This is a genomic window from Streptomyces blastmyceticus (genome assembly GCF_039521185.1).
GTDB lineage: Bacteria > Actinomycetota > Actinomycetes > Streptomycetales > Streptomycetaceae > Streptomyces > Streptomyces blastmyceticus.
Window position 1 is genome coordinate 139,552 of sequence record NZ_BAAABW010000002.1, and the last position, 19,193, is coordinate 158,744.

The 19,193-nt window shown below is 72.7% G+C and carries 17 protein-coding genes; 8 read left to right on the forward strand and 9 right to left on the reverse strand.

The annotated features are described in order from the left end of the window. Positions 1-27 precede the first annotated feature (27 nt). The gene (locus tag ABD269_RS02735) at positions 28-1,023 is read left to right on the forward strand and encodes an aldo/keto reductase (RefSeq protein WP_344115641.1); all 996 of its coding nucleotides are present in this window, start codon (positions 28-30) and stop codon (positions 1,021-1,023) included. A 391-nt stretch (positions 1,024-1,414) separates the two neighbouring features. Here ABD269_RS02735 and thpR read toward each other — a convergent pair whose 3' ends face one another. The 4 genes from thpR to ABD269_RS02755 all read right to left on the reverse strand — a co-directional run bounded on the left by thpR (position 1,415) and on the right by ABD269_RS02755 (position 5,582). Then, complete coding sequence (thpR, locus tag ABD269_RS02740; protein ID WP_301893087.1) at positions 1,415-1,978, reverse strand: RNA 2',3'-cyclic phosphodiesterase; 564 nt, start codon at positions 1,976-1,978, stop codon at positions 1,415-1,417. Positions 1,979-2,056: 78 nt separating this feature from the next. Further along, positions 2,057-3,421 carry an MFS transporter gene (locus ABD269_RS02745; RefSeq protein ID WP_344115645.1) on the reverse strand — a complete coding sequence of 455 codons (1,365 nt, stop codon included), beginning with the start codon at positions 3,419-3,421 and terminating at the stop codon, positions 2,057-2,059. A gap of 30 nt (positions 3,422-3,451) precedes the next feature. Then, on the reverse strand, positions 3,452-3,889 hold the full coding sequence (locus tag ABD269_RS02750) for a MarR family winged helix-turn-helix transcriptional regulator (protein WP_116213406.1): 438 nt from the start codon (positions 3,887-3,889) through the stop codon (positions 3,452-3,454). A gap of 226 nt (positions 3,890-4,115) precedes the next feature. Further along, on the reverse strand, positions 4,116-5,582 hold the full coding sequence (locus ABD269_RS02755; RefSeq protein ID WP_344115648.1) for an NCS2 family permease: 1,467 nt from the start codon (positions 5,580-5,582) through the stop codon (positions 4,116-4,118). 227 nt (positions 5,583-5,809) lie between these two features. Between ABD269_RS02755 and ABD269_RS02760 the strand changes: the two genes are divergently transcribed. Both ABD269_RS02760 and ABD269_RS02765 read left to right on the forward strand, forming a co-directional pair. Beyond that, positions 5,810-6,079: a DUF2530 domain-containing protein gene (locus ABD269_RS02760; protein WP_344115650.1), complete on the forward strand. Its 270-nt coding sequence runs from the start codon at positions 5,810-5,812 to the stop codon at positions 6,077-6,079. Positions 6,080-6,348: 269 nt separating this feature from the next. Then, complete coding sequence (locus ABD269_RS02765) at positions 6,349-8,718, forward strand: cation-translocating P-type ATPase (protein ID WP_344115652.1); 2,370 nt, start codon at positions 6,349-6,351, stop codon at positions 8,716-8,718. A 14-nt stretch (positions 8,719-8,732) separates the two neighbouring features. Here the strand turns inward: ABD269_RS02765 and ABD269_RS02770 are convergent, their stop codons facing one another. The 3 genes from ABD269_RS02770 to ABD269_RS02780 form a co-directional block, all read right to left on the reverse strand. Beyond that, positions 8,733-8,924, reverse strand: coding sequence for a DUF1059 domain-containing protein (locus tag ABD269_RS02770; RefSeq protein ID WP_301893096.1), 192 nt, complete (start codon positions 8,922-8,924; stop codon positions 8,733-8,735). 176 nt (positions 8,925-9,100) lie between these two features. After that, positions 9,101-12,250 carry a sacsin N-terminal ATP-binding-like domain-containing protein gene (locus tag ABD269_RS02775; RefSeq protein WP_344115655.1) on the reverse strand — a complete coding sequence of 1,050 codons (3,150 nt, stop codon included), beginning with the start codon at positions 12,248-12,250 and terminating at the stop codon, positions 9,101-9,103. Positions 12,251-12,730: 480 nt separating this feature from the next. Further along, the gene (locus ABD269_RS02780) at positions 12,731-13,633 is read right to left on the reverse strand and encodes a DUF3027 domain-containing protein (RefSeq protein ID WP_301893099.1); all 903 of its coding nucleotides are present in this window, start codon (positions 13,631-13,633) and stop codon (positions 12,731-12,733) included. A 340-nt stretch (positions 13,634-13,973) separates the two neighbouring features. Between ABD269_RS02780 and ABD269_RS02785 the strand changes: the two genes are divergently transcribed. From ABD269_RS02785 to ABD269_RS02800, 4 genes are read left to right on the forward strand one after another with little or no spacing between them, the layout of a single operon-like run. Continuing rightward, positions 13,974-15,407 (forward strand): MFS transporter, encoded by a 1,434-nt coding sequence (locus ABD269_RS02785; RefSeq protein WP_301894368.1) that lies wholly within the window; start codon positions 13,974-13,976, stop codon positions 15,405-15,407. A 26-nt stretch (positions 15,408-15,433) separates the two neighbouring features. Further along, positions 15,434-15,901, forward strand: a complete 468-nt coding sequence (locus ABD269_RS02790; protein WP_344115660.1) for a DUF2771 domain-containing protein — start codon at positions 15,434-15,436, stop codon at positions 15,899-15,901. A gap of 20 nt (positions 15,902-15,921) precedes the next feature. Next, positions 15,922-16,794, forward strand: coding sequence for a futalosine hydrolase (locus tag ABD269_RS02795; protein WP_344115662.1), 873 nt, complete (start codon positions 15,922-15,924; stop codon positions 16,792-16,794). Beyond that, entirely contained in the window at positions 16,791-17,642 is an 852-nt protein-coding gene (locus tag ABD269_RS02800) for a 1,4-dihydroxy-6-naphtoate synthase (protein WP_344115664.1), read from the forward strand. Before ABD269_RS02795 ends, ABD269_RS02800 begins: the two co-directional genes overlap by 4 nt. A gap of 48 nt (positions 17,643-17,690) precedes the next feature. Here ABD269_RS02800 and ABD269_RS02805 read toward each other — a convergent pair whose 3' ends face one another. Beyond that, positions 17,691-18,074 carry a cold-shock protein gene (locus ABD269_RS02805; protein ID WP_136740898.1) on the reverse strand — a complete coding sequence of 128 codons (384 nt, stop codon included), beginning with the start codon at positions 18,072-18,074 and terminating at the stop codon, positions 17,691-17,693. Between the two features lie 207 nt (positions 18,075-18,281). On the opposite strand from ABD269_RS02805, the gene ABD269_RS02810 reads away from it, so the two are divergent. Continuing rightward, entirely contained in the window at positions 18,282-18,566 is a 285-nt protein-coding gene (locus ABD269_RS02810; protein ID WP_301893105.1) for a hypothetical protein, read from the forward strand. On the opposite strand, the gene ABD269_RS02815 is transcribed toward ABD269_RS02810, so the two are convergent. Continuing rightward, positions 18,497-19,189 (reverse strand): HAD family hydrolase, encoded by a 693-nt coding sequence (locus ABD269_RS02815; RefSeq protein WP_344115671.1) that lies wholly within the window; start codon positions 19,187-19,189, stop codon positions 18,497-18,499. The genes ABD269_RS02810 and ABD269_RS02815 overlap by 70 nt on opposite strands. Positions 19,190-19,193 lie beyond the last annotated feature (4 nt).

Here is a 19,193-nt window from a genome sequence, read left to right on the forward strand (position 1 = left end):
CGCACTCGAAGGCGTTGGCTGGTGGCCATGGAGTACACGCAGCTCGGACGCACGGGGCTCAAGGTCAGCAGGATCGTTCTGGGGACGATGAATTTCGGGCCCCAGACGGACGAGGCCGACAGCCACGCCATCATGGACGCCGCGCTCGACGCGGGCATCAACTTCTTCGACACCGCCAACGTCTACGGCTGGGGCGAGAACAAGGGCCGCACCGAGGAGATCATCGGCACCTGGTTCGCCAAGGGCGGCGAGCGGCGCGACAAGGTCGTCCTCGCCACCAAGGTCTTCGGCCACATGGGCCCCGACGGTCCCGTCTGGCCCAACCGGGACCACCTGTCCGCCCTCAACATCCGCCGCGCCGTCGACGCCAGCCTCAAGCGGCTGCAGACGGACCACATCGACCTCTACCAGTTCCACCACGTCGACCGCGGCACGCCGTGGGACGAGATCTGGCAGGCCATGGACGTCCTGGTCCAGCAGGGCAAGATCCTCTACGTGGGCTCGTCCAACCACGCCGGCTGGCACATCGCCCAGGCGAACGAGGCGGCCCGGCGCCGCAACGGGCTCGGCCTCGTCAGCGAGCAGTGCCACTACAACCTCGCCGAGCGGCGCGCCGAGATGGAGGTCGTCCCGGCCGCGCAGGCGTACGGGCTCGGTGTCATCCCCTGGTCGCCGCTGGGCGGCGGCCTCCTGGGCGGCGCCCTCCGCAAGCAGCGCGAGGGCGGCGGCGCCCGCACGGCGTCCGGGCGGTCGGCGGACGCGCTCGCCAACACGCAGGTCCGCGAGCGGATCCAGGCCTACGAGGATCTGCTCGACAAGCACGGTCTTGCGCCGGGTGAAGTCGCTCTGGCCTGGCTCCTCACCCGGCCCGGGGTGACGGGCCCCATCGTCGGGCCGCGGACGGATGAGCAGCTCTCATCCGCGCTGCGGGCGGTGGAGCTTCAGCTTTCCGAGGAGCTGCTCGGCGAACTCGACGCGATCTTCCCGGGCCCGGGCCCGTCGCCGGAGGCGTTCGCCTGGTAGGCGGCGGGAGTTTTTCCCCTACCCGCCCCTTCCCGAAACTGGGGCGCGTGCCCCAGGCCCCCGGCTGCGGGTTCGTTGCCGCCTGCGGCGGGGGCGCCCTGCGGGCGCGTCCTCAAACGCCGGACGGGCTGGAAAATCCAGCCCGTCCGGCGTTTGAGGACAGCGCGCGGAGCGTGCTTCGGGGTCTGGGGCGGAGCCCCAGTTCGGGAAGGGGCGGGGTGGGGAACAAGCCCGCCGCAGGCGGCAACGGACCCGCACCCACAAGGGGCACAACTCACCGCACCGCAGCCACCACGGCAACAACAACAAGCATCACGGCAAGCACACCGGTCATGATCCGGTTCCTGGTCTTCGGGTCCACCCCTTGAGCGTAACCGCCACGCGTAACCGCTCAGTGCCCCAGCCCCCACCCCGCCACCGTCTCGTAGCGCGGTCGCTCGCCGCGGATGCCGGACGCGGGGAGGACGCTGCGGACGAGTTCGAGGCGGGCGACCGTCCAGGGCGTACCGGCGAAGTCCGCGAGGCCCTCCGCGTACGGCCGCAGGTGCACCGGGCCCGTGGCGCGGGCGAGGGTGAGGTGGGCGCGGAAGTCGTGCGTGCTGTCCACCGCGACCCCGGCGCGGCGGGCGCCCGCGGCGGTGGAGCGGGCGAGGTCGCGCAGGACGGTGCGTTCGCCGTCGGCGCCGACCCACAGGATCCGGTCGCCGAACCGCCCGCCGCCGGCGAACCTCAGCTCGTGCGGCGGGTGCCGGTGCGCGGCGCGCGCGAGCCGCTCGGTGAGTTCGGGGAGCAGCGCCTCGTCGACCTCGCCGAGGAAGGCGAGGGTGAAGTGCCAGGTGCGGGGCTCGGTCCACCGCAGGTGTTCCGCGCCGGGCAGCGAGTGCAGCGGGGCGACGGCGGCCGCGAGTTCCGCGACGATCTCCGACGGGGGGTTCACGGCGGCGAAAAGTCGCATGGGCCCAGTGTGCTCCCCCGGCGCCGGACGGGCTTCGCGAAGCCCGTCCGGCGCGTGAGGTCGGCCGTGACGGCGGCCTCAGGCGGCGGTCGTCAGCACGCGCGCCGCCTCCTTGGGGACGAACGCGACGTGCGGACGGCCGCGGCGCAGATCGATCTTCAGGCGGAGTCCGCCCAGGCGGGCCAGGACGACGCCGACGCCGACCGCGGCCAGCGCGGAGACCGCGCCGCCCGCGCAGAAGCCGACGCGGGCGCCGTACGCGTCGGTGACCCAGCCGACCAGGGGGGCGCCCAGCGGGGTGCCGCCCATGAAGACCATCATGAACAGGCTCATCACCCGGCCCCGCATCGCGGGGTCCGTGGCGAGCTGGATGCTCGAATTGGCGGTGACGTTGATGGTCAGTCCGAACATCCCGATCGGCACCAGCAGCAGCGCGAAGAGCCAGAACTCGGGTGCCAGCGCGGCCGTGATCTCCAGCAGGCCGAAGAGCAGGGCGGCGCCGACGAGCAGGCGCAGCCGTGAGGTGCCGCGGCGGGCGGCGAGCAGGGCGCCGACCAGGGAGCCGCCCGCCATCAGGGTGTTGAGCAGGCCGTAGGTACCGGCCCCGGCGTGGAAGACGTCGTTGACGTACGCCGTCAGCCAGATCGGGAAGTTGAAGCCGAAGGTGCCGATGAAGCCGACGAGCACGATCGGCCAGATCAGGTCGGGGCGCCCGGCGACATAGCGCAGGCCCTCGCGCAGTTGGCCCTTGCCGCGCGGCGCGCGGTCGACCTTGTGGAGCTCGGCCGTGCGCATGAGCAGCAGACCGGCGACGGGGGCGATGAAGGACAGGCCGTTGAGCAGGAACGCCCAGCCGCTGCCCACGGCGGTGATGAGCACACCGGCGACGGCGGGGCCGATGAGGCGGGCGGACTGGAAGTTGGCGGAGTTCAGGCTGACGGCGTTGCGGAGGTCGTCCGGTCCGACCATCTCGACGACGAACGCCTGCCGGGCGGGGTTGTCCAGGACGGTGACGAGGCCACCGGCGAGGGCGGTCAGATAGACGTGCCAGACCTGCACATGGCCGGAGAGGGTGAGGGCGGCGAGCGCGAGGCCGGTGACGCCCATCGCGCTCTGGGTGATGAGGAGCAGCCGCCGCTTGGGGCACCGGTCGGCGATGACGCCGCCGTAGAGCCCGAGGAGCAGCATGGGCAGGAACTGCAGGGCCGTGGTGATGCCGACGGCCGTGGAGGAGCCGGTGAGGCTGAGGACCAGCCAGTCCTGGGCGATGCGCTGCATCCAGGTGCCCGTGTTGGAGACCACCTGGCCGGTGGCGAAGAGCCGGTAGTTACGGATCCTCAGTGAGCTGAACGTGCCGCCCTTGGGTTTGGTCAGGGCGGTGGTGCGTATGTCGTCGGGGGTGTTCGGTGCGGGTGCGGAGTCTGCTCCGGGTCCCGTACTCAAAGTGGGTTCGCCTCCTCACTTGTGTGGGTGTTACAGGTGCGCGAGCTTCTCCAGCACGGGTGCGGCGGCGCGCAGCGTCGCCCACTCGTCCTCGTCGAGCTTCCCGACCAGTTCGCTGAGCCAGACGTTGCGCTTGCGCCGGCTCTCCTCGAGCATGGCCTCGGCCCGCTCGGTCTGGGTGACCACCTTCTGGCGGCGGTCCTCGGGGTGCGGCTCCAGCCGGACCAGGCCCTTGGCCTCGAGCAGGGCGACGATGCGGGTCATCGACGGGGGCTGCACGTGCTCCTTGCGGGCGAGTTCACCCGGGGTGGCGTGGCCACAGCGGGCGAGGGTGCCCAGCACCGACATCTCGGTGGGGCTGAGCGACTCGTCGACCCTCTGGTGCTTGAGCCGACGTGACAGACGCATGACACCGGAGCGCAGGGAGTCCACTGCGGCGGTGTTGTCTTTGGGGTCAGGGTCCGACATGTTCCTTAGGTTAACTCATTACCCGCGCTAAATAAAGCGGGGAGGCAGGGGCGCTCGGGGCGGGACGGGGGCGTCCGGCAGCAGGGAACCCTGGGGCGGAACGCGCGCGCCCTGCCGCGCTCCCGCCCGCGCGGTTCCGGCCGTCCCTGCGATGGCCCCACGACATGAGGGGCGGCCGGGTGCACTGTGCACCCGGCCGCCCCTCACGCGCGTACTGCCGCTGTCGCTACTTCACGCCCAGCATCTGCTCGATCGGGTTGAGCAGGAAGTAGACGAGGAAGCAGAGCCCGACCACGTTCAGCAGCCAGGGGATCTCCCGCGCCCGCTTGTCGGCGATCCGCAGCAGGATGAAGGCGAGGACGCCGATGCCGATGCCGTTGGTGATCGAGTACGTGAACGGCATCGAGATGATCGTCAGGAACGCGGGGATCGCGATCGTGAAGTCGCTCCAGTCGATCTCCTTGACGTTCGCCGCCATGATCAGGAAGCCGACGACCAGCAGCGCGGGCGTCGCCGCCTGCGAGGGGACGATCCTGGCGAGCGGGGTGAAGACGAGGGCCAGCAGGAAGAGCCCGCCGGTCATCAGGTTCGCCAGGCCCGTGCGGGCACCCTCGCCGACGCCCGCCGTGGACTCCACGAAGCAGGTGTTGGCGGAGGCCGAACCGAGGCCGCCCGCGGCGACGGCGACGCCGTCGACCATCAGGATCTTGCCCATGTTGGGCAGCTGGCCGTTCTCGTCGGTCAGCCCGGCCTCCTCGCCGACGCCGATGATCGTGCCCATCGCGTCGAAGAAGCCGGACAGCAGCACGGTGAAGACGAAGAGGCAGCCGGTCAGCCAGCCCACCTCGTGAAAGCCGCCGAAGAGGCTGACGTTGCCGATGAGGCCGAAGTCGGGGGTGCCGACGACGCTGTCCGGCACCTGCGGGATGCTCAGGCCCCAGTTCGCGTCCGGGATCGTGGCCAGCGAGTTGATGACGATCGCGACGAAGGTCATCACCACGATCCCGATGAGGATCGCGCCCCGCGTCTTGCGGACGACGAGGATGAACGTCAGCGCGAGGCCGACCGCGAAGACCAGCACCGGCCAGCCGTGCAGCTGCCCGCCCTCGCCGAGACCCATCGGCACCGTGGTGTGCGCGCCGTCCGGGTTGCGGGTGACGAAGCCGGAGTCGACCAGGCCGATCAGCGAGATGAACAGTCCGATGCCGATGGCGATCGCACGCCGCAGCCCGCCCGGGATCGCGTCCATCACGCGCTGCCGCAGACCGGAGGCGACCAGCACCATCAGCACCAGGCCGGCCAGCACCACCATGCCCATCGCGTCGGGCCAGCTCATCTTGGGCGCGAGCTGGAGCGAGACGACGGCGTTGATGCCGAGGCCCGCGGCGCAGGCGATCGGCACATTGCCGATCACGCCCATCAGGACGGTGGAGAGACCGGCCATCAGCGCGGTCGCCGTGACCAGCTGACCGTTGTCGAGCTGGTGCCCGAACTTGTCGTGACCGGCCCCGAGGATGATCGGGTTCAGCACGATGATGTACGCCATCGCAAAGAAGGTGGCCAGTCCGCCGCGCAGCTCACCCGTGATGGACGAGCCCCGCTCGGTGATCCGGAAGTACCGGTCGAGCGGATTGCCGGGCGGCGTGGGGGGCGACTGCTGGGCGTCGACCGGGGAGGTGGCCGAGGAGGGCATACGAGACCTCAGTCGTACGGGCCTGGGGAAAGGCGTGGGGACAGCTGGGGGGAACGGAAAGGATCTTGATTGGACGATCGAACGAAAGAATCCCATCAGATCCGGTTCGATTCAGTATGAATAAACAAACGCGGAATTGCTATCTCCGCGCGTAGACCCCTATAGGGCAAGGCCTCTCCCCGTGGCCGCCACGGGCGCGTCGCACCGCACGGACTAGGCTTTGCGCCATGACGAAGTGGACACCCACGCACGAGGCACCGGAGCCGCTGGAGGGGCCGGTGGTGGCCACGATCACCGGTGGCACGATCTTGTGGTTCGTCCTCTTCCTGGCGCAGCTGCCGTTCTATGGCTGGTTCGAGGACCACGGGCATCTGTGGTGGGTGTGGACGTGCGCGGCCGGGGGCGGGCTGGGGTTGATCGGCGTCTGGTACGTCCGGAAACGGGACGCGGCGATCAAGAGGCACGCGGCGGCGCGGAGCGATGGCGTAGCGGGCTGAGGTCCGTTGCGCCTGCGGCGGGCTTGTTCCCCAGCCCCGCCCCTTCCCGAAACTGGGGCTCCGCCCCAGACCCCGGAGCACGCTTCGCGCGCTGTCCTCAAACGCCGGACGGGCTGATTTCCGCGGACCGTAGCCAGCGAAATCAGCCCGTCCGGCGTTTGAGGACGCGCCCGCAGGGCGCTCCCGCCGCAGGCGGCAACGGAGCTCGGCCCAGCCCGAAAGGTCGGTTCGGCGGGTAGATCTGCCGAACCGCCCGTACCGTCGGACTCATGAGCGATCCCGCCCACCCCCCGGCACCGCACACCGGTCTCACCAAGGCCGAGGTCGCCGAGCGCGTGGCGAGAGGTGAGGTCAACGACGTTCCCGTGCGCTCCTCGCGCTCGACGGCGGAGATCGTCCGGGCGAACGTCTTCACCCGCTTCAACGCCATCATCGGCGTCCTCTTCCTGATCATCCTGGTCGTCGGGCCGATCCAGGACGGCCTCTTCGGCTTTGTGATCGTCGCCAACACCGCGATCGGCATCATCCAGGAACTGCGCGCGAAGAAGACCCTCGACTCCCTCGCGGTGATCGGCGAGGCGAAGCCGACCGTCCGCCGCGACGGCGTGCCGACCGCGATCGCCACCGGGGAGATCGTCCTCGGCGACCTCATCGAGCTGGGCCCCGGCGACAAGTGCGTGGTCGACGGCGAGGTCGTGGAGGCCGACGGGCTGGAGATCGACGAGTCGCTGCTCACCGGCGAGGCGGACCCAGTATTGAAGAAGCCCGGCGACAAGGTGATGTCCGGGTCCTTCGTCGTCGCCGGCGGCGGCGCCCACACCGCCACCAAGGTCGGCCGCGAGGCGTACGCCGCCCAGCTCGCCGAGGAGGCGTCCCGCTTCACGCTCGTCCACTCCGAACTGCGCACGGGCATCAGCCAGATCCTCAAGTACGTGACGTGGATGATGCTCCCGACCGCCGTCGGCCTCGTCATCAGCCAGCTCGTCGTGCAGGGCCACGACTGGAAGGAAGCGGTCCGGCGGATGGTCGCCGGCATCGTGCCGATGGTCCCCGAGGGCCTGGTGCTGCTGACCTCGGTCGCCTTCGCGATCGGCGTGATCCGGCTGGGCCGGAAGCAGTGCCTGGTCCAGGAGCTGCCCGCGATCGAGGGCCTCGCCCGCGTCGACACCGTCTGCCTCGACAAGACCGGCACCCTCACCGAGGGCGGCATGGACGTGAGCGAGCTGCGGGTGCTGCTGAAGAACGCGGACGAGGCGTACGTACGCCAGGTGCTCGGCGCCCTCGGCGAGTCCGACCCCCGGCCCAACGCCAGCCTCCAGGCCATCATCGACGCCTACCCCGACGGCTCGGGCTGGCGCTGCACCGAGTCGCTGCCCTTCTCCTCCGCCCGCAAGTACAGCGGTGCCGCCTTCAACGGCCCCGACGCCGAGAGCAGCAACTGGCTCCTCGGCGCCCCCGACGTGCTGCTGCCGGACGGCCACCCCTCCCTCTCCGAAGTCGAACAGCTCAACGCCCAGGGGCTGCGCGTCCTGCTCCTGGCCCGTGCGGAGCGCGAGCTCGACGACCCGCGCGTCGTCGAGGACGTACGGCCCACCGCCCTCGTCGTCCTCGAACAGCGGCTGCGCCCCGACGCCGGGGAGACCCTGCGCTACTTCGCCCGGCAGGACGTCTCCGCCAAGGTCATCTCCGGTGACAACGCCGTCTCCGTCGGCGCCGTCGCCGCCAAGCTCGGCCTGCCCGGCGCGGAGGCCCCCGTGGACGCGCGCAAGCTGCCCGCCGAGAAGGAGTCCATGGCCGAGGCCCTGGAGGGCGGTGCCGTCTTCGGCCGCGTCACCCCGCAGCAGAAGCGCGACATGGTCGCCGCCCTCCAGTCCCGCGGCCACACCGTCGCCATGACCGGCGACGGCGTCAACGACGTCCTGGCGCTCAAGGACGCCGACATCGGGGTCTCCATGGGCTCCGGCTCCGAGGCGACCCGGGCCGTCGCCCAGATCGTCCTGCTGAACAACAGCTTCGCCACCCTGCCGTCGGTCGTCGCCGAGGGGCGCCGCGTCATCGGCAACATCACCCGGGTCGCGACGCTCTTCCTGACCAAGACCGTCTACTCCGTGCTGCTGGCGATCCTCGTCATCTGCTCCCGGGTGCCGTATCCCTTCCTGCCGCGCCATCTGACCCTGCTGTCGACACTCACCATCGGCGTACCGGCCTTCTTCCTGGCCCTGGCCCCGAACACCGAGCGCGCCAAGCCGCACTTCGTGCGCCGGGTGATGCGGTACGCCGTCCCGGCGGGGCTGATCGCGGGCCTGGCCACCTTCGCCGCGTACCTCGTCTCCCGGGCCTACTACACCGGGACGGACACCCTCGCCGCCGAGACCAGCGTGGCGACGCTGACGCTGTTCCTGATCTCGATGTGGGTCCTCGCGATCATCGCCCGCCCCTACACGTGGTGGCGGATCGCCCTCGTCCTCGCCATGGGCCTGGGCTTCCTCGTCGTGCTGGCCACGCCCTGGCTCCAGCGCTTCTTCGCGCTGAAACTCGTGGGTACGACCATGCCGTGGACCGCCGTCGCGATCTCCGCGATGGCGGCCGTGGCTCTGGAGCTGGTGTGGCGCCTGGTGGGACGCCGCTTCCCCGCCTGACGTCCGGGCGTTGCTTAAGCCTTCGCCTTCTCGTCCTCCAGGAACTCCCTGATCCGCTCGCGCAGCTCGGGGCCTTCCTGGTGCTTGTGCACGGAGACGGCGTGCTGGGTGGCGGCTTCGAGGACCTCGTCCTCTTCGCCGGTGATGGTGAGCGTGCAGTTGGTTTCGCTGGGGAATCTGCGGCAGTCGGCGACTTTTCTGGTCATGACGGCCTCCTGGTAAATGCCTCTGCCTTTACCAGGATAGTTCCGGGGTAGGGCGCCTCCGGCGGGGTTTGTTCCCCACCCCGCCCCTTCCCGAACTGGGGCTCCGCCCCAGACCCCGAAGCACGCTTCGCGCGCTGTCCTCAAACGCCGGACGGGCTGAATTGCGCACCCGGGGGTCAGTCGAACCAGCGCGCCCTGGCCAATTCAGTCGTGCGGGACAGATCCTCCAGCAACGCCGCCGCCTCGAAGCGGCGCGACCACGCGCCGGACGCCCACGCGAGGCCCGCCGCCACCCCCTCCAGCGTCGTCGCGTGGAGCACGCCGTCCTGGCCGTAGCACCAGTCGAGCTCGACGCCGCCGACGACGAGCCCCTCGTGCTCGACGTACGTGGCCGGCGCGCCCGGCAGCAGGGCGCGGACGCCCTCGGGCACGGTGCGCGGCGCGCCCTCGCCGTCGGGGACGCGGACCGCGAAGACCTCGCTCAGCCGTCGCACCTGGAGCAGTTCGGCCAGCTCCGCGGCGTGCGCGGGACGTACGGGGAGCAGCGGGTGGCCGGCCGCGAGCGGGAGCACGTCGGGGGCGTCGGCGACCAGCGCGTCCGCGGCGTCGACGACCCGGACCTCGCCGTCGACGACGGCGCGGAGCTCGTCCGGCAGGGTGACCTGGTCGGGGTCGAGCTCGGCCAGGATGCCGTAGACGGCGTGGAGTTGGGCCGCGTCGACCGGGCGGTCCTCGTCGGCGAGCCGCGCCAGCAGCTCCGCGGCGCCGCCCGGCTCGTCGAGGAGGGCGGCCACGGAGGTGCGCACGCCGAGCGCCCGCAGCACCTGGTCGTCGGCGAGCCCGGCCGCGTCGGCCGGTTCGTACAGCCCGCGCAGCAGCGGGTCGCCGCCCGCGACGCGCAGCCCGGCGGGCCTGCGGCCGTCCAGGACGGGGTGGCCGCGCAGCCACCACGCGGTGTAGGGCCGTACGGACTCGGTCGTGCCGTCGGGCAGCAGGACGCGCACGGGCGCGGTCAGCGCGTCCCGCAGCGGCGGCTGCGCCAGCATCGCGAGCGCCCGCGGCCAGGCGTCGTCGTCGACGAGGTCGAGGTCGCGCACGGCGACGATCTCGGTGGCGACGGGCGGCACGGGAGTGTCGGGCAACTGGTCGAGGACGTCCTCGCACCAGACGTCGACGGCTTCGAGCAGGCCGACGTCGTCGGGCTCGGCGAAGTCGGTGTCGCGCGGCTCCAGTTCGTCCGGGTCGAGGACGACGTCCGTGGCGCGCACGAGCGCGAAGGTGGCCATCACCCCGACCGCGGTCAGCGGCTGCTCGCCCCAGCGCTCGGCCAGCGCGGCGTCGCAGGTGGCGAGCTCGCCGGGGCGGATGACGCTCTCGAACGGGCTGCCGGGCAGGACGAGTTCACCGGCCGGGGCCAGTTCGCCGTCCTCGTCGGGGAGGGCGAGCGCGGCGAGCCAGGGCTCGTCGCCGGGGGCGAGGTTCGCGTCCCGCACGAGCGCGAGGACGGTCTCCGCGAGGGCCTCGCTGTCGAGGGTGCCCTCGTCCCAGATCTCGTCGGCGTCGAGCGACCCGGCGACGGCGGCCCGCACCTGAGGGGTCGTCAGGATCGCGCGGGGCGAGGCGGGCGTGGCGCCGAGCTTCTCCAGCAACTGGTGGGCGGCGTCGGGGTGGACGACCTTGAGGCCGAGCCTGGACAGCCGCTCCGTGCCGCCCGGCGGCGGCAGCAGGACCTGCCGGGGGCCGATGGCCGTACGCCCCCCTCCGGCGAGGGGCACGGGCAGTCCGCTGAGCCGGTCGGGGTCGACGCCGGCGAGGCTGTCGTAGAGCCGCCGCCACCACGAGGGTTCGCGCTCGACGCCCGCGAGGCGGTCGACGACCTCGCCCAGCGGGACCCGCGTGACGCCGAGGGCGCGCAGTTCTGGGCGGCGCTCGAGCCCGGCGGGCAGCAGGCTCGGGAACAGCTCGCCGAGCACGGCGGCGGTCTCCGACCCGGCGCCCTCCACCACCTCGGCCTCGACGGGCCGCAGCGGCTGGGCGTACGCGTCCCGCGCCTCCTCCGGCACGTCCGCGGGCCGCACGGCGCGCGGCAGGAAGGCGACGCGGGGCAGCTGCTCCAGGACCTGCCGCCGCACCTCCGCGTCCACGGCGCTGCTGGCCAGCGGCGACGGGACCAGGTCGATGGTGCCGGTGGACACGGGCTGCCAGTCGCGCAGCAGCGCGGTGTAGGACTCGGCGGCGCGCTCGACGAGGAAGTCCGTCAGCGGGCCGGGGGCGGTGTGCCGGCGGGTGGGTTCGAGGGGGAACGTCGCGATGAGCAGCGCGGGCAGGCCCAGCGGCTCGTCGGTCGGGGTGGGCGCGTGCAGCACGGGCGCGGTCTGCGGCCGCGCGGGCGCCCCGTCCGGGCCCACCGGCACCGCCCAGGCCAGCGACCAGTGGGGGCGCAGCTTCTCCTCCACCGGCCGGTCGGCGAGCAGCGCCGGGTCCAGGCGGCCGCCCGCGCGCTCGACGCGCCAGCGGGTCGTGGCGCCGCGCGCGGTGTCGCGGACGAGGACGTACGGGCTCTCGTCGCGCCGGTCCAGGATGCGCACGGGCTCGCCGGGCAGCTCCACGACGACCTCGGCCAGACCGGGCAGGGCCAGCAGCAACGCGTCGTCGATCCCGGCCAGCAGACGCCTGGTCAGGTCCTCGGCGGCACCGTCGCGCAGCGGGAGGACGACCACGGTCTCGTAGCCGTCGGGCGCGGAGCCCTCGGCGGGCAGCGGGAGCCGCAGCAGCGGCACATGGCCGTCGCGGCGGCGGATCTCCTCGGCGAGGTCGCGGTTGCCCGCGGCGGCCCCGGCGGCGAGGGCCTGCGCCTCCGCGAGGGACCAGCGGACGCCGCCGGAGCGGCCGACGACGGCGGGCTCGTCACTGACGGCCAGCACCGCGGAGAAGCCCACGCCGAACCGGCCGACCGCCTCCCGGGCGTCGTCCCGCTTCGCGGAGGCCCGCAGCGTGGCCAGGGACGCGACGCCCGCGGAGTCCAGCGGGGCACCGGTGTTGGCGGCGGCCAGCACTGCGGGCGCCCCGGCCGTGGCGGGGTGCAGGGTCAGACGCAGCCTGCCGCGCACCCCGGCGCGGGCGGCCGCGTCGGCGGCGTTCTGGGCGAGCTCCACGACGAGGCGGTCGCGGTAACCGCCGAGGACCAGGTCCTCCTCGGCGTTGGCGTCCTCCCGGAACCGCGCGGGGGCGGTGATCCAGGAGTCCAGCGCGTTGCGTCGCAGCCGCGCGGTCCCGAACGGGTCCGTCCCATCGGCTTCGCGGGGCGCGGATCGGATGCCGCTCACGTGTTCTCCCTGACCTTGGGGGTTGTATGGCCGAACGTACCGCTACGTCTTCCGCGCTTTCCGCCGGGTGCGGTTGCGGGTATCGGATTAACCCATTAATGAGGGTGCCTGGTCATGCCCCGCCGACGCCATCCGCCCGCCGCTGCCGCGGCGGGTTTCACCCACCCGCACCACCGGATACTCCGAAGGTGAAAGCCGGGACTTTCTCGTACCACTGACTCACCGTCGGCGAGCGACGGCGGGAGGGGGTGGGGCCGCAGGGGCGGGGGTCCTGGACGCTGACGTGTATTTGCGGCGCAGGCCCCGGGCACTCAATGCCCAAGAGGGCAACGCGCCGTAAATATACGGTCCAGGACCCCTGCCCCGGAGGCCACGCCCCCGGCCACCCACAACCCAGCCCGGCCGGCGCTTGAGGCCGCGCCCGCAGGGCGCCCCGCCGCAGGCGCAACGGACCCGCACCAAGAGCCGCCAGGCCGCAGCCTAGGAGTGCCCGAGCTCCTCATCCGGACCATCCGCCGAGACGGAACCCTCGCGCGCGGGATGCAGCTGCAAAGGATCCACCAGCGTCTCGTCGATCACCGGAAGCGAAGGCCGCGGAGCCTTCGGCATGACCGCCGCCTCGGAGTGCCCACCGCACCCGTACGCGAGCGACACGACATGACCGTCCGCGGGCCCGAACTCGTTCGCGCAGATGCCGAACGCCTGGCCGAGGGAGCCGCCGAGCCGCACCAGGAAGCCGCAGCTGACGCAGGACGCCGGGGCGGCCTGGGCCATGGGGGTCTTCGCGCCGTGGGTCTCGTCCCAGCGGTCGGCCGCGGAGTAGAGGCCGTAGCGGGAGAGGACGCGCGCGCGCCGCATGCCGAGCTCCTCGGCGACGGCGGCGATGGAGCCACGGGCGGGGGGCACGGCCTGGGCGGCGGGGGAACCGACGGTGACGTCGGCGTCCTCGGCCTCGGCGAGGCGGTCCATCTCCTCGGCGAGGGCGGAGTTCGGCGGCGGGGTGTCCTCACCGGTCCAGCCGGGCTCCAGGCGGAGGTCGTCGGCCTCGGTGGGCAGGAGGTCGCCGGGGCCCATGTCGCCGGGGCGCAGCCGCTCGCTCCAGGGGACCCACTCGGGGGCCAGCAGGGCGTCGGGGCCGGGCAGCAGGACGGTCTCGTCGAGGGTGACGACCTTGGCGCGGGAGGCGCGGGCGACGGTGACGGCCCAGCGCCAGCCGCGGTAGCCGGGGTCCTCGCAGGCGAAGTAGTGGGTGACGACGCGGTCCCCGTCGGCGACGACCTCGACGTGGTCGCCGACCATGCCCGGCAGCGCCGCTTCCTCGGCGGCCGTACGGGCGAGTTCGACCGCCTCGGCGCACAGGCGGTCCGGGGTACGGCTTCGCATCGCAGCACTCACAAGAATCGATTCTCTCTTCCACGCCGTCTCACGAGTGCGCCAGCCGAACGGCCGGGTCGGCGGACGGAGCGGACCGGAGGACCGCGTCGACGTCCGCGCCCGAACGGCCTCGGGCGCACCTAGTCACTCCCATTCTGCGGGATCCAGACTCGGTGCGCGGCCAAGAACGACCACCGGTGGCGCGCTACGCACGCTACCCCGCCAGGACACCCGGGGGATACCCGGGCTTCGGCGAGCCCCCCGACGGGCTGCCGGGGAGGGCGCCGGGCACGCCCCGCGGATGTACCGAAAGTGCCACGCCCCGTGGCAGTTGGGGCAGTATGGCGTGGTGGGAGCCATCCGGTCAGCCGAAGGCGGTCCGCTCCGCCGTACGGCCCGGGGCGCCGGCCGCGTGCTGCGCAGCCCGTTCGCATGGGCGGCGCGGGGCGTCCGCAAGGCCACGCACGCGCACGGCGCGGGCGAGTCGGGGCTGGGCAAACTGATCGAGCTGCACGCCGTGCACTCGGCGGGCGACATGCTGATCACGGTGGCCCTGGCGTCGACGGTGTTCTTCTCGGTGCCTACGGACCAGGCGCGCGGGCGGGTGGCGCTGTACCTGGCGGTCACGATGGCACCGTTCACCCTCCTGGCCCCGGTGATCGGCCCGCTGCTGGACCGGCTGCCGCACGGCCGCCGGGCGGCGATGGCGGGCGCGATGATCACGCGGGCGGTGCTGGCGCTGACGATGTCGGGCGCGGTGGCGAGCGGCGGTCTGGAGCTGTATCCGGCGGCGCTGGGCGTGCTGGTGGCGTCGAAGGCGTACGGCGTGGTCCGGTCGGCGGTGGTGCCCCGGCTGCTGCCACCGCGCATCTCCTTGGTGAAGGCCAATTCGAGAGTGACACTCGGCGGGCTGCTGGCCACGGGTGTGGCGGCCCCGCTGGGAGCGGGGCTGCATCAGCTGGGGCCGCAGTGGCCGCTGTACGGGGCGTTCGTCGTGTTCGTCGGGGGCACGCTGCTGTCGTTCTCGCTGCCGCACAAGGTGGACTCGTCGAAGGGCGAGGCGCGGGCGCAGCTGGTCTCGGGCGAGCACCGCCCCCACCTGCGGCCCGCGCTCGAACGGCACCGCAGCGCCGTGCGCCGCAAGGGCGGCCCGAAGCGGCAGCAGAAGAGCGCCAAGGCTCCCCGGCCGGGTCTGCGCACCGTGGGCAGCTCGGTCCTGCACGCCCTGCAGGCCAACAGCGCGATGCGCATGCTGTCCGGCTTCCTCACCTTCTTCCTGGCCTTCCTGCTACGCGTACACCCGATCGGGGGGCTGAGCCCGGCGTTCTCGCTGGGCGTCGTGGCGGTCGCGGCGGGCGGCGGCAACGCCCTGGGCACGGCGATCGGCGCGCTGCTGCGCTCCCGCGGCCCGGAGAAGACGATCGCGCTGGTGCTGACGCTGTCCCTGGGGGCGACGGTCGCCGCGGCCGCCTTCTTCAGCGCCTTCTTCGTGGCGGTCGTGGCGGCGGTCGCGGGCATCTCGCAGGCGCTGGGCAAGCAGTCGCTGGACTCGCTGATCCAGCGGGACGTGCCGGAGGAGGTGCGGACGTCGGCGTTCGCCCGTTCCGAGACGCTGCTCCAGATGTGCTGGGTGGTCGGCGGGGCGATCGGCATCCTGCTGCCGCTCAACGGCACCCTGGGCATGGCGGTGGCCTCGGGAGTCCTGGCGCTGGGCGTGGCCACTGCCGTACGGGGCCTGCTGACGGCGGCCCGGCGCGGCTCGCCGCACCCGCGCGTGGCGTGACGAGGCGGGCCCGATAGCCTGCGCGCATGACCGATGCGTTTTTCCAGGGCAAGCGCCGACGTGCCGCTGCCGCTGTCGGCGCCGTCGCCTTCGGGCTCGTCGCCCTTTCCGCCTGCGACAAGCCGACGCCCCTGGCGACGGTGACCGTCGGCACCACCACGGTGACCACCGAGGCCGCGTGCTTCGACGAGAGCAAGACGCTCGACGAGGCCGCTCTCCAGAAGTGCCTGGCCGACAAGTCGGTCAAGAGCATCAAGGTGAAGCAGGGCGACAAGATCCGCGTGGGCGTCGAGCCCAAGATCGCGGACGAGAGCTGGTTCGTGGTGGCCGGCAACCAGCCGCGCTCCAACCAGACGAAGCAGACCTACACCTCGCTCAACGGCGACCAGCTCTTCTACAACCAGCAGATGGGCACCCTGGACAAGTCCACGGTCCTGTCGGTCGTCAGCAAGAACGGTGTGTGGAGCGTCAAGCTCGAACTCGACAAGGACTGACGGCCCGGAGGCCCCCGCTGATGCGCGTACTCGTCGTCACCGCCGTCGCGGCCGAACGTGACGCGGTCACCCGAGGCACGGCAAGGGCCACCGCCCCGGCCGACGGCCCCGCGGAGACCGCGGAGTCGGCCGTGCCGGGCTTCGTCCTGCACCGCACGGCCACCGCGGCCGGTCCCTTCCCGCTGGTCGTCGACGCGCTGGCCGCCGGTGTCGGCCCCGCCGCGGCCGCGGCGGGTGCCGCGACCGCGCTGACGGCCGCGGCGGTCTCCGGCGGCCCGTACGACCTGGTGGTCTCGGCGGGCATCGGCGGCGGCTTCACGGGCGCGGCGGCCGAGGCCCCGGTGGGCTCCCTCGTCGTGTCCGACGCGATCGTCGCCGCGGACCTGGGCGCCGAGACGCCCGACGGCTTCCTCCCGGTCACCGAGCTGGGCTTCGGGACCGTGGAGCACCTCCCGCCCGAGCCGCTCGTACGGGCCGTGGCCCGCGCGACCGGCGCGCGCCGCGGCGAGGTGCTGACCGTGTCGACGGTGACGGGTTCCGCCGAGCGGGCCCGCGCGCTGGTGGCGCTGCGCCCGGGCGCGCTGATCGAGGCCATGGAGGGCTTCGGCGTGGCCGAGGCCGCCGCCGCGCACGGGGTGCCGGTGCTGGAGCTCCGCGCGGTCTCCAACCCCGTCGGCCCGCGCGACCGCGCCGCGTGGCGCATCGGTGACGCGCTCGCGGCGCTCGCGGACGCGTTCGCGGCACTGCCCGCCGCCCTCGCGGAAGCGGGTGCCGAGGTCTTCCCGCACGTCGCCGCGGCCGGCCCGCACGACCTTCCCGACGGCCGGCCCACGGACCCCCAGGGCGCGCCGGCCTCCGCAGCACCGTCACCGCACGCGAGGAGGACCCCGTGAGTGAACCGCTCAAGATCGCCTATTCGCCCTGCCCCAACGACACCTTCGTCTTCGACGCCTGGGCGCACGGCCGCGTCCCCGGCGCACCCGCCCTCGATGTCACCTTCGCCGACATCGACATCACCAACGGCATGGCCGAGCGCGGCGAGTTCGACGTGCTGAAGGTGTCGTACGCGGTGCTGCCCTGGGTCCTGGAGGAGTACGCGCTGCTGCCCTGCGGCGGGGCCCTGGGCCGGGGCTGCGGCCCGCTGGTGCTGACCCGCGAGCCGGGCGAGGCCGCCGGGCTGGCCGGGAAGACGATCGCCGTGCCGAGCGAGCGCTCGACGGCCTATCTGCTGTTCCGGCTGTGGGCCGCGGCGGAGGTGCCGGGCGGGGTCGGCGAGGTCGTCGTCATGCCGTTCCACGAGATCATGCCGGCCGTCCGGGACGGCAAGGTGGACGCCGGACTCGTCATCCACGAGGCGCGGTTCACCTACCAGCACTACAGGCTCCACTGCCTGGCCGACATGGGGCAGCACTGGGAGTCGACGACGGGGCTGCCGATCCCGCTCGGCGCGATCATCGCCAAGCGCTCGCTGGGCGCGGCCAGGCTGCGCGAACTGGCGCAGGCGGCACGGACGTCCGTGCAGATGGCCTGGGACGACCCGGAGATCTCCCGGCCGTATGTGCTGGAGCACGCCCAGGAGATGGACCCGGCGGTCGCCGACCAGCACATCGGGCTCTACGTCAACGAGTTCACCGCCGGCCTCGGCGAGGACGGCTATGCCGCGGTGCGCGGGCTGCTGACCCGCGCCGCGGCCGAGGGGCTGGTGCCGCCCCTCGGCCCGGAGGCACTGGAGTTCGCCTGACGGTTCGCACTTCCTGCGAACTCCTCCCGAAGCGGAGCGGAACGGTGGTCAGACGTCCAGCTGGTCGGCCACCGCCCGCAGCATCCCGGCGATCTTCGAGCCATGGGCCTTGTCGGGGTAACGGCCGCGCTCCAGCTGCTGGGTGACGTTCTCCAGGAGCGTGGTGAGGTCCTGGACGATCGACGCCAGCTCGTCGGGCTTGCGGCGCTGTGCGGCAGCGACCGACGGGGCGGGGTCGAGAAGCGTCACGGTGAGCGCCTGGTCGCCGCGCTGGCCGGCCACGACACCGAATTCCACCCGCTGTCCGGGCTTGAGGGCGTCGACCCCGTCCGGGAGCACCGAGGAGTGCACGAAGACGTCTCCGCCGTCGTCGCGGGAGAGAAAGCCGAAGCCCTTCTCACTGTTGAACCACTTGACCTTGCCGGTAGGCACGTCTGTCCTCGTCCTCGTGTCTCGTCGGAATTACGGAAAACGTCTGCAATCAACGGAAAAACAGCTCTTGATAGCACTACAGCGGGTCGTAAGACCCGCTCCCCCCAAGGCTAATGGTCCCGGGCCAGGTGACAAGACGTCCTTTTCCGTACGGCGCCGGGGGCGATCGTGCCTCCGCACCGTCGGCTATGGATCTACCCTGGTCAGGTGAGTAGCGAAACTCCCCGGGACGGGGATCTGCTGGTACGCATCGGCGCCATCGTCTTTCTCGTGGGCGCGGTGGCCACCCTGGCGACGGTCGCCCCGCTGTTCCTGGGCGCCGATCCGCTGCCGTCGGCAGCGTACTTCGTCTGCATGCTGATGGGGGTCGGATTCCTGATCGCGGCCGCCGGGGTGCTGCGTTCCGTCGCGGCGCAGCGCCGTCAGGCGCGCGCCTCGCTGTCGGCGGCGATCTCCGGCGCGGTGTCCGGCACGGCCGGCTCGCCGCGGTAGCCGCGCAGCCAGCCGGGGAAGGCCGTGAGGTCGGCGAGGAGCACATCCGCCCCGGCGGCGCGCAGTTCCTCCTCGTCACACGGACCCGTCGCCACCGCTACGGACAGCGCACCCGCCGTACGCGCCCCGCGCACGTCCCCGGTGTGGTCGCCGACGTAGACCACCGCTCCGTGCGCGCGCAGCGCCGTCGCCTTGCCCTCCGCCCAGAGGTCGCCGACGAGGGCGTCGGGGGCGAGGCCGAGGTGGTCCAGGTGGAGCCGGGCGTTGCGCTCGTACTTCGCGGTGACGACGACCGACCGGCCGCCCAGCTCGCGCACGGCGGCCAGCGCCTCGCGCGCGCCCGGCATGGCGGGCGACGCCCCGATCGCGAGCGTGGGGTAGACCGCGCGGTAGGCGTCGGCGGCCGCGGCGACCCGGTCGGCGGGGAACCAGTGGGCCAGCTCCTGCTCCAGCGGCGGCCCCAGCCTGCTGCACACCAGGTCGACGTCGATGTGCGTGCCCGTCGAGGCGGCCAGCGACTCGTACGCGGCCCTGATGCCCGGCGCGGAGTCGACCAGGGTCAGGTCGAGGTCGAAGCCGACCGTGAACCGGGGGCGGTGCGGGTGCCGCGGGTGCGAGGTCATGCCC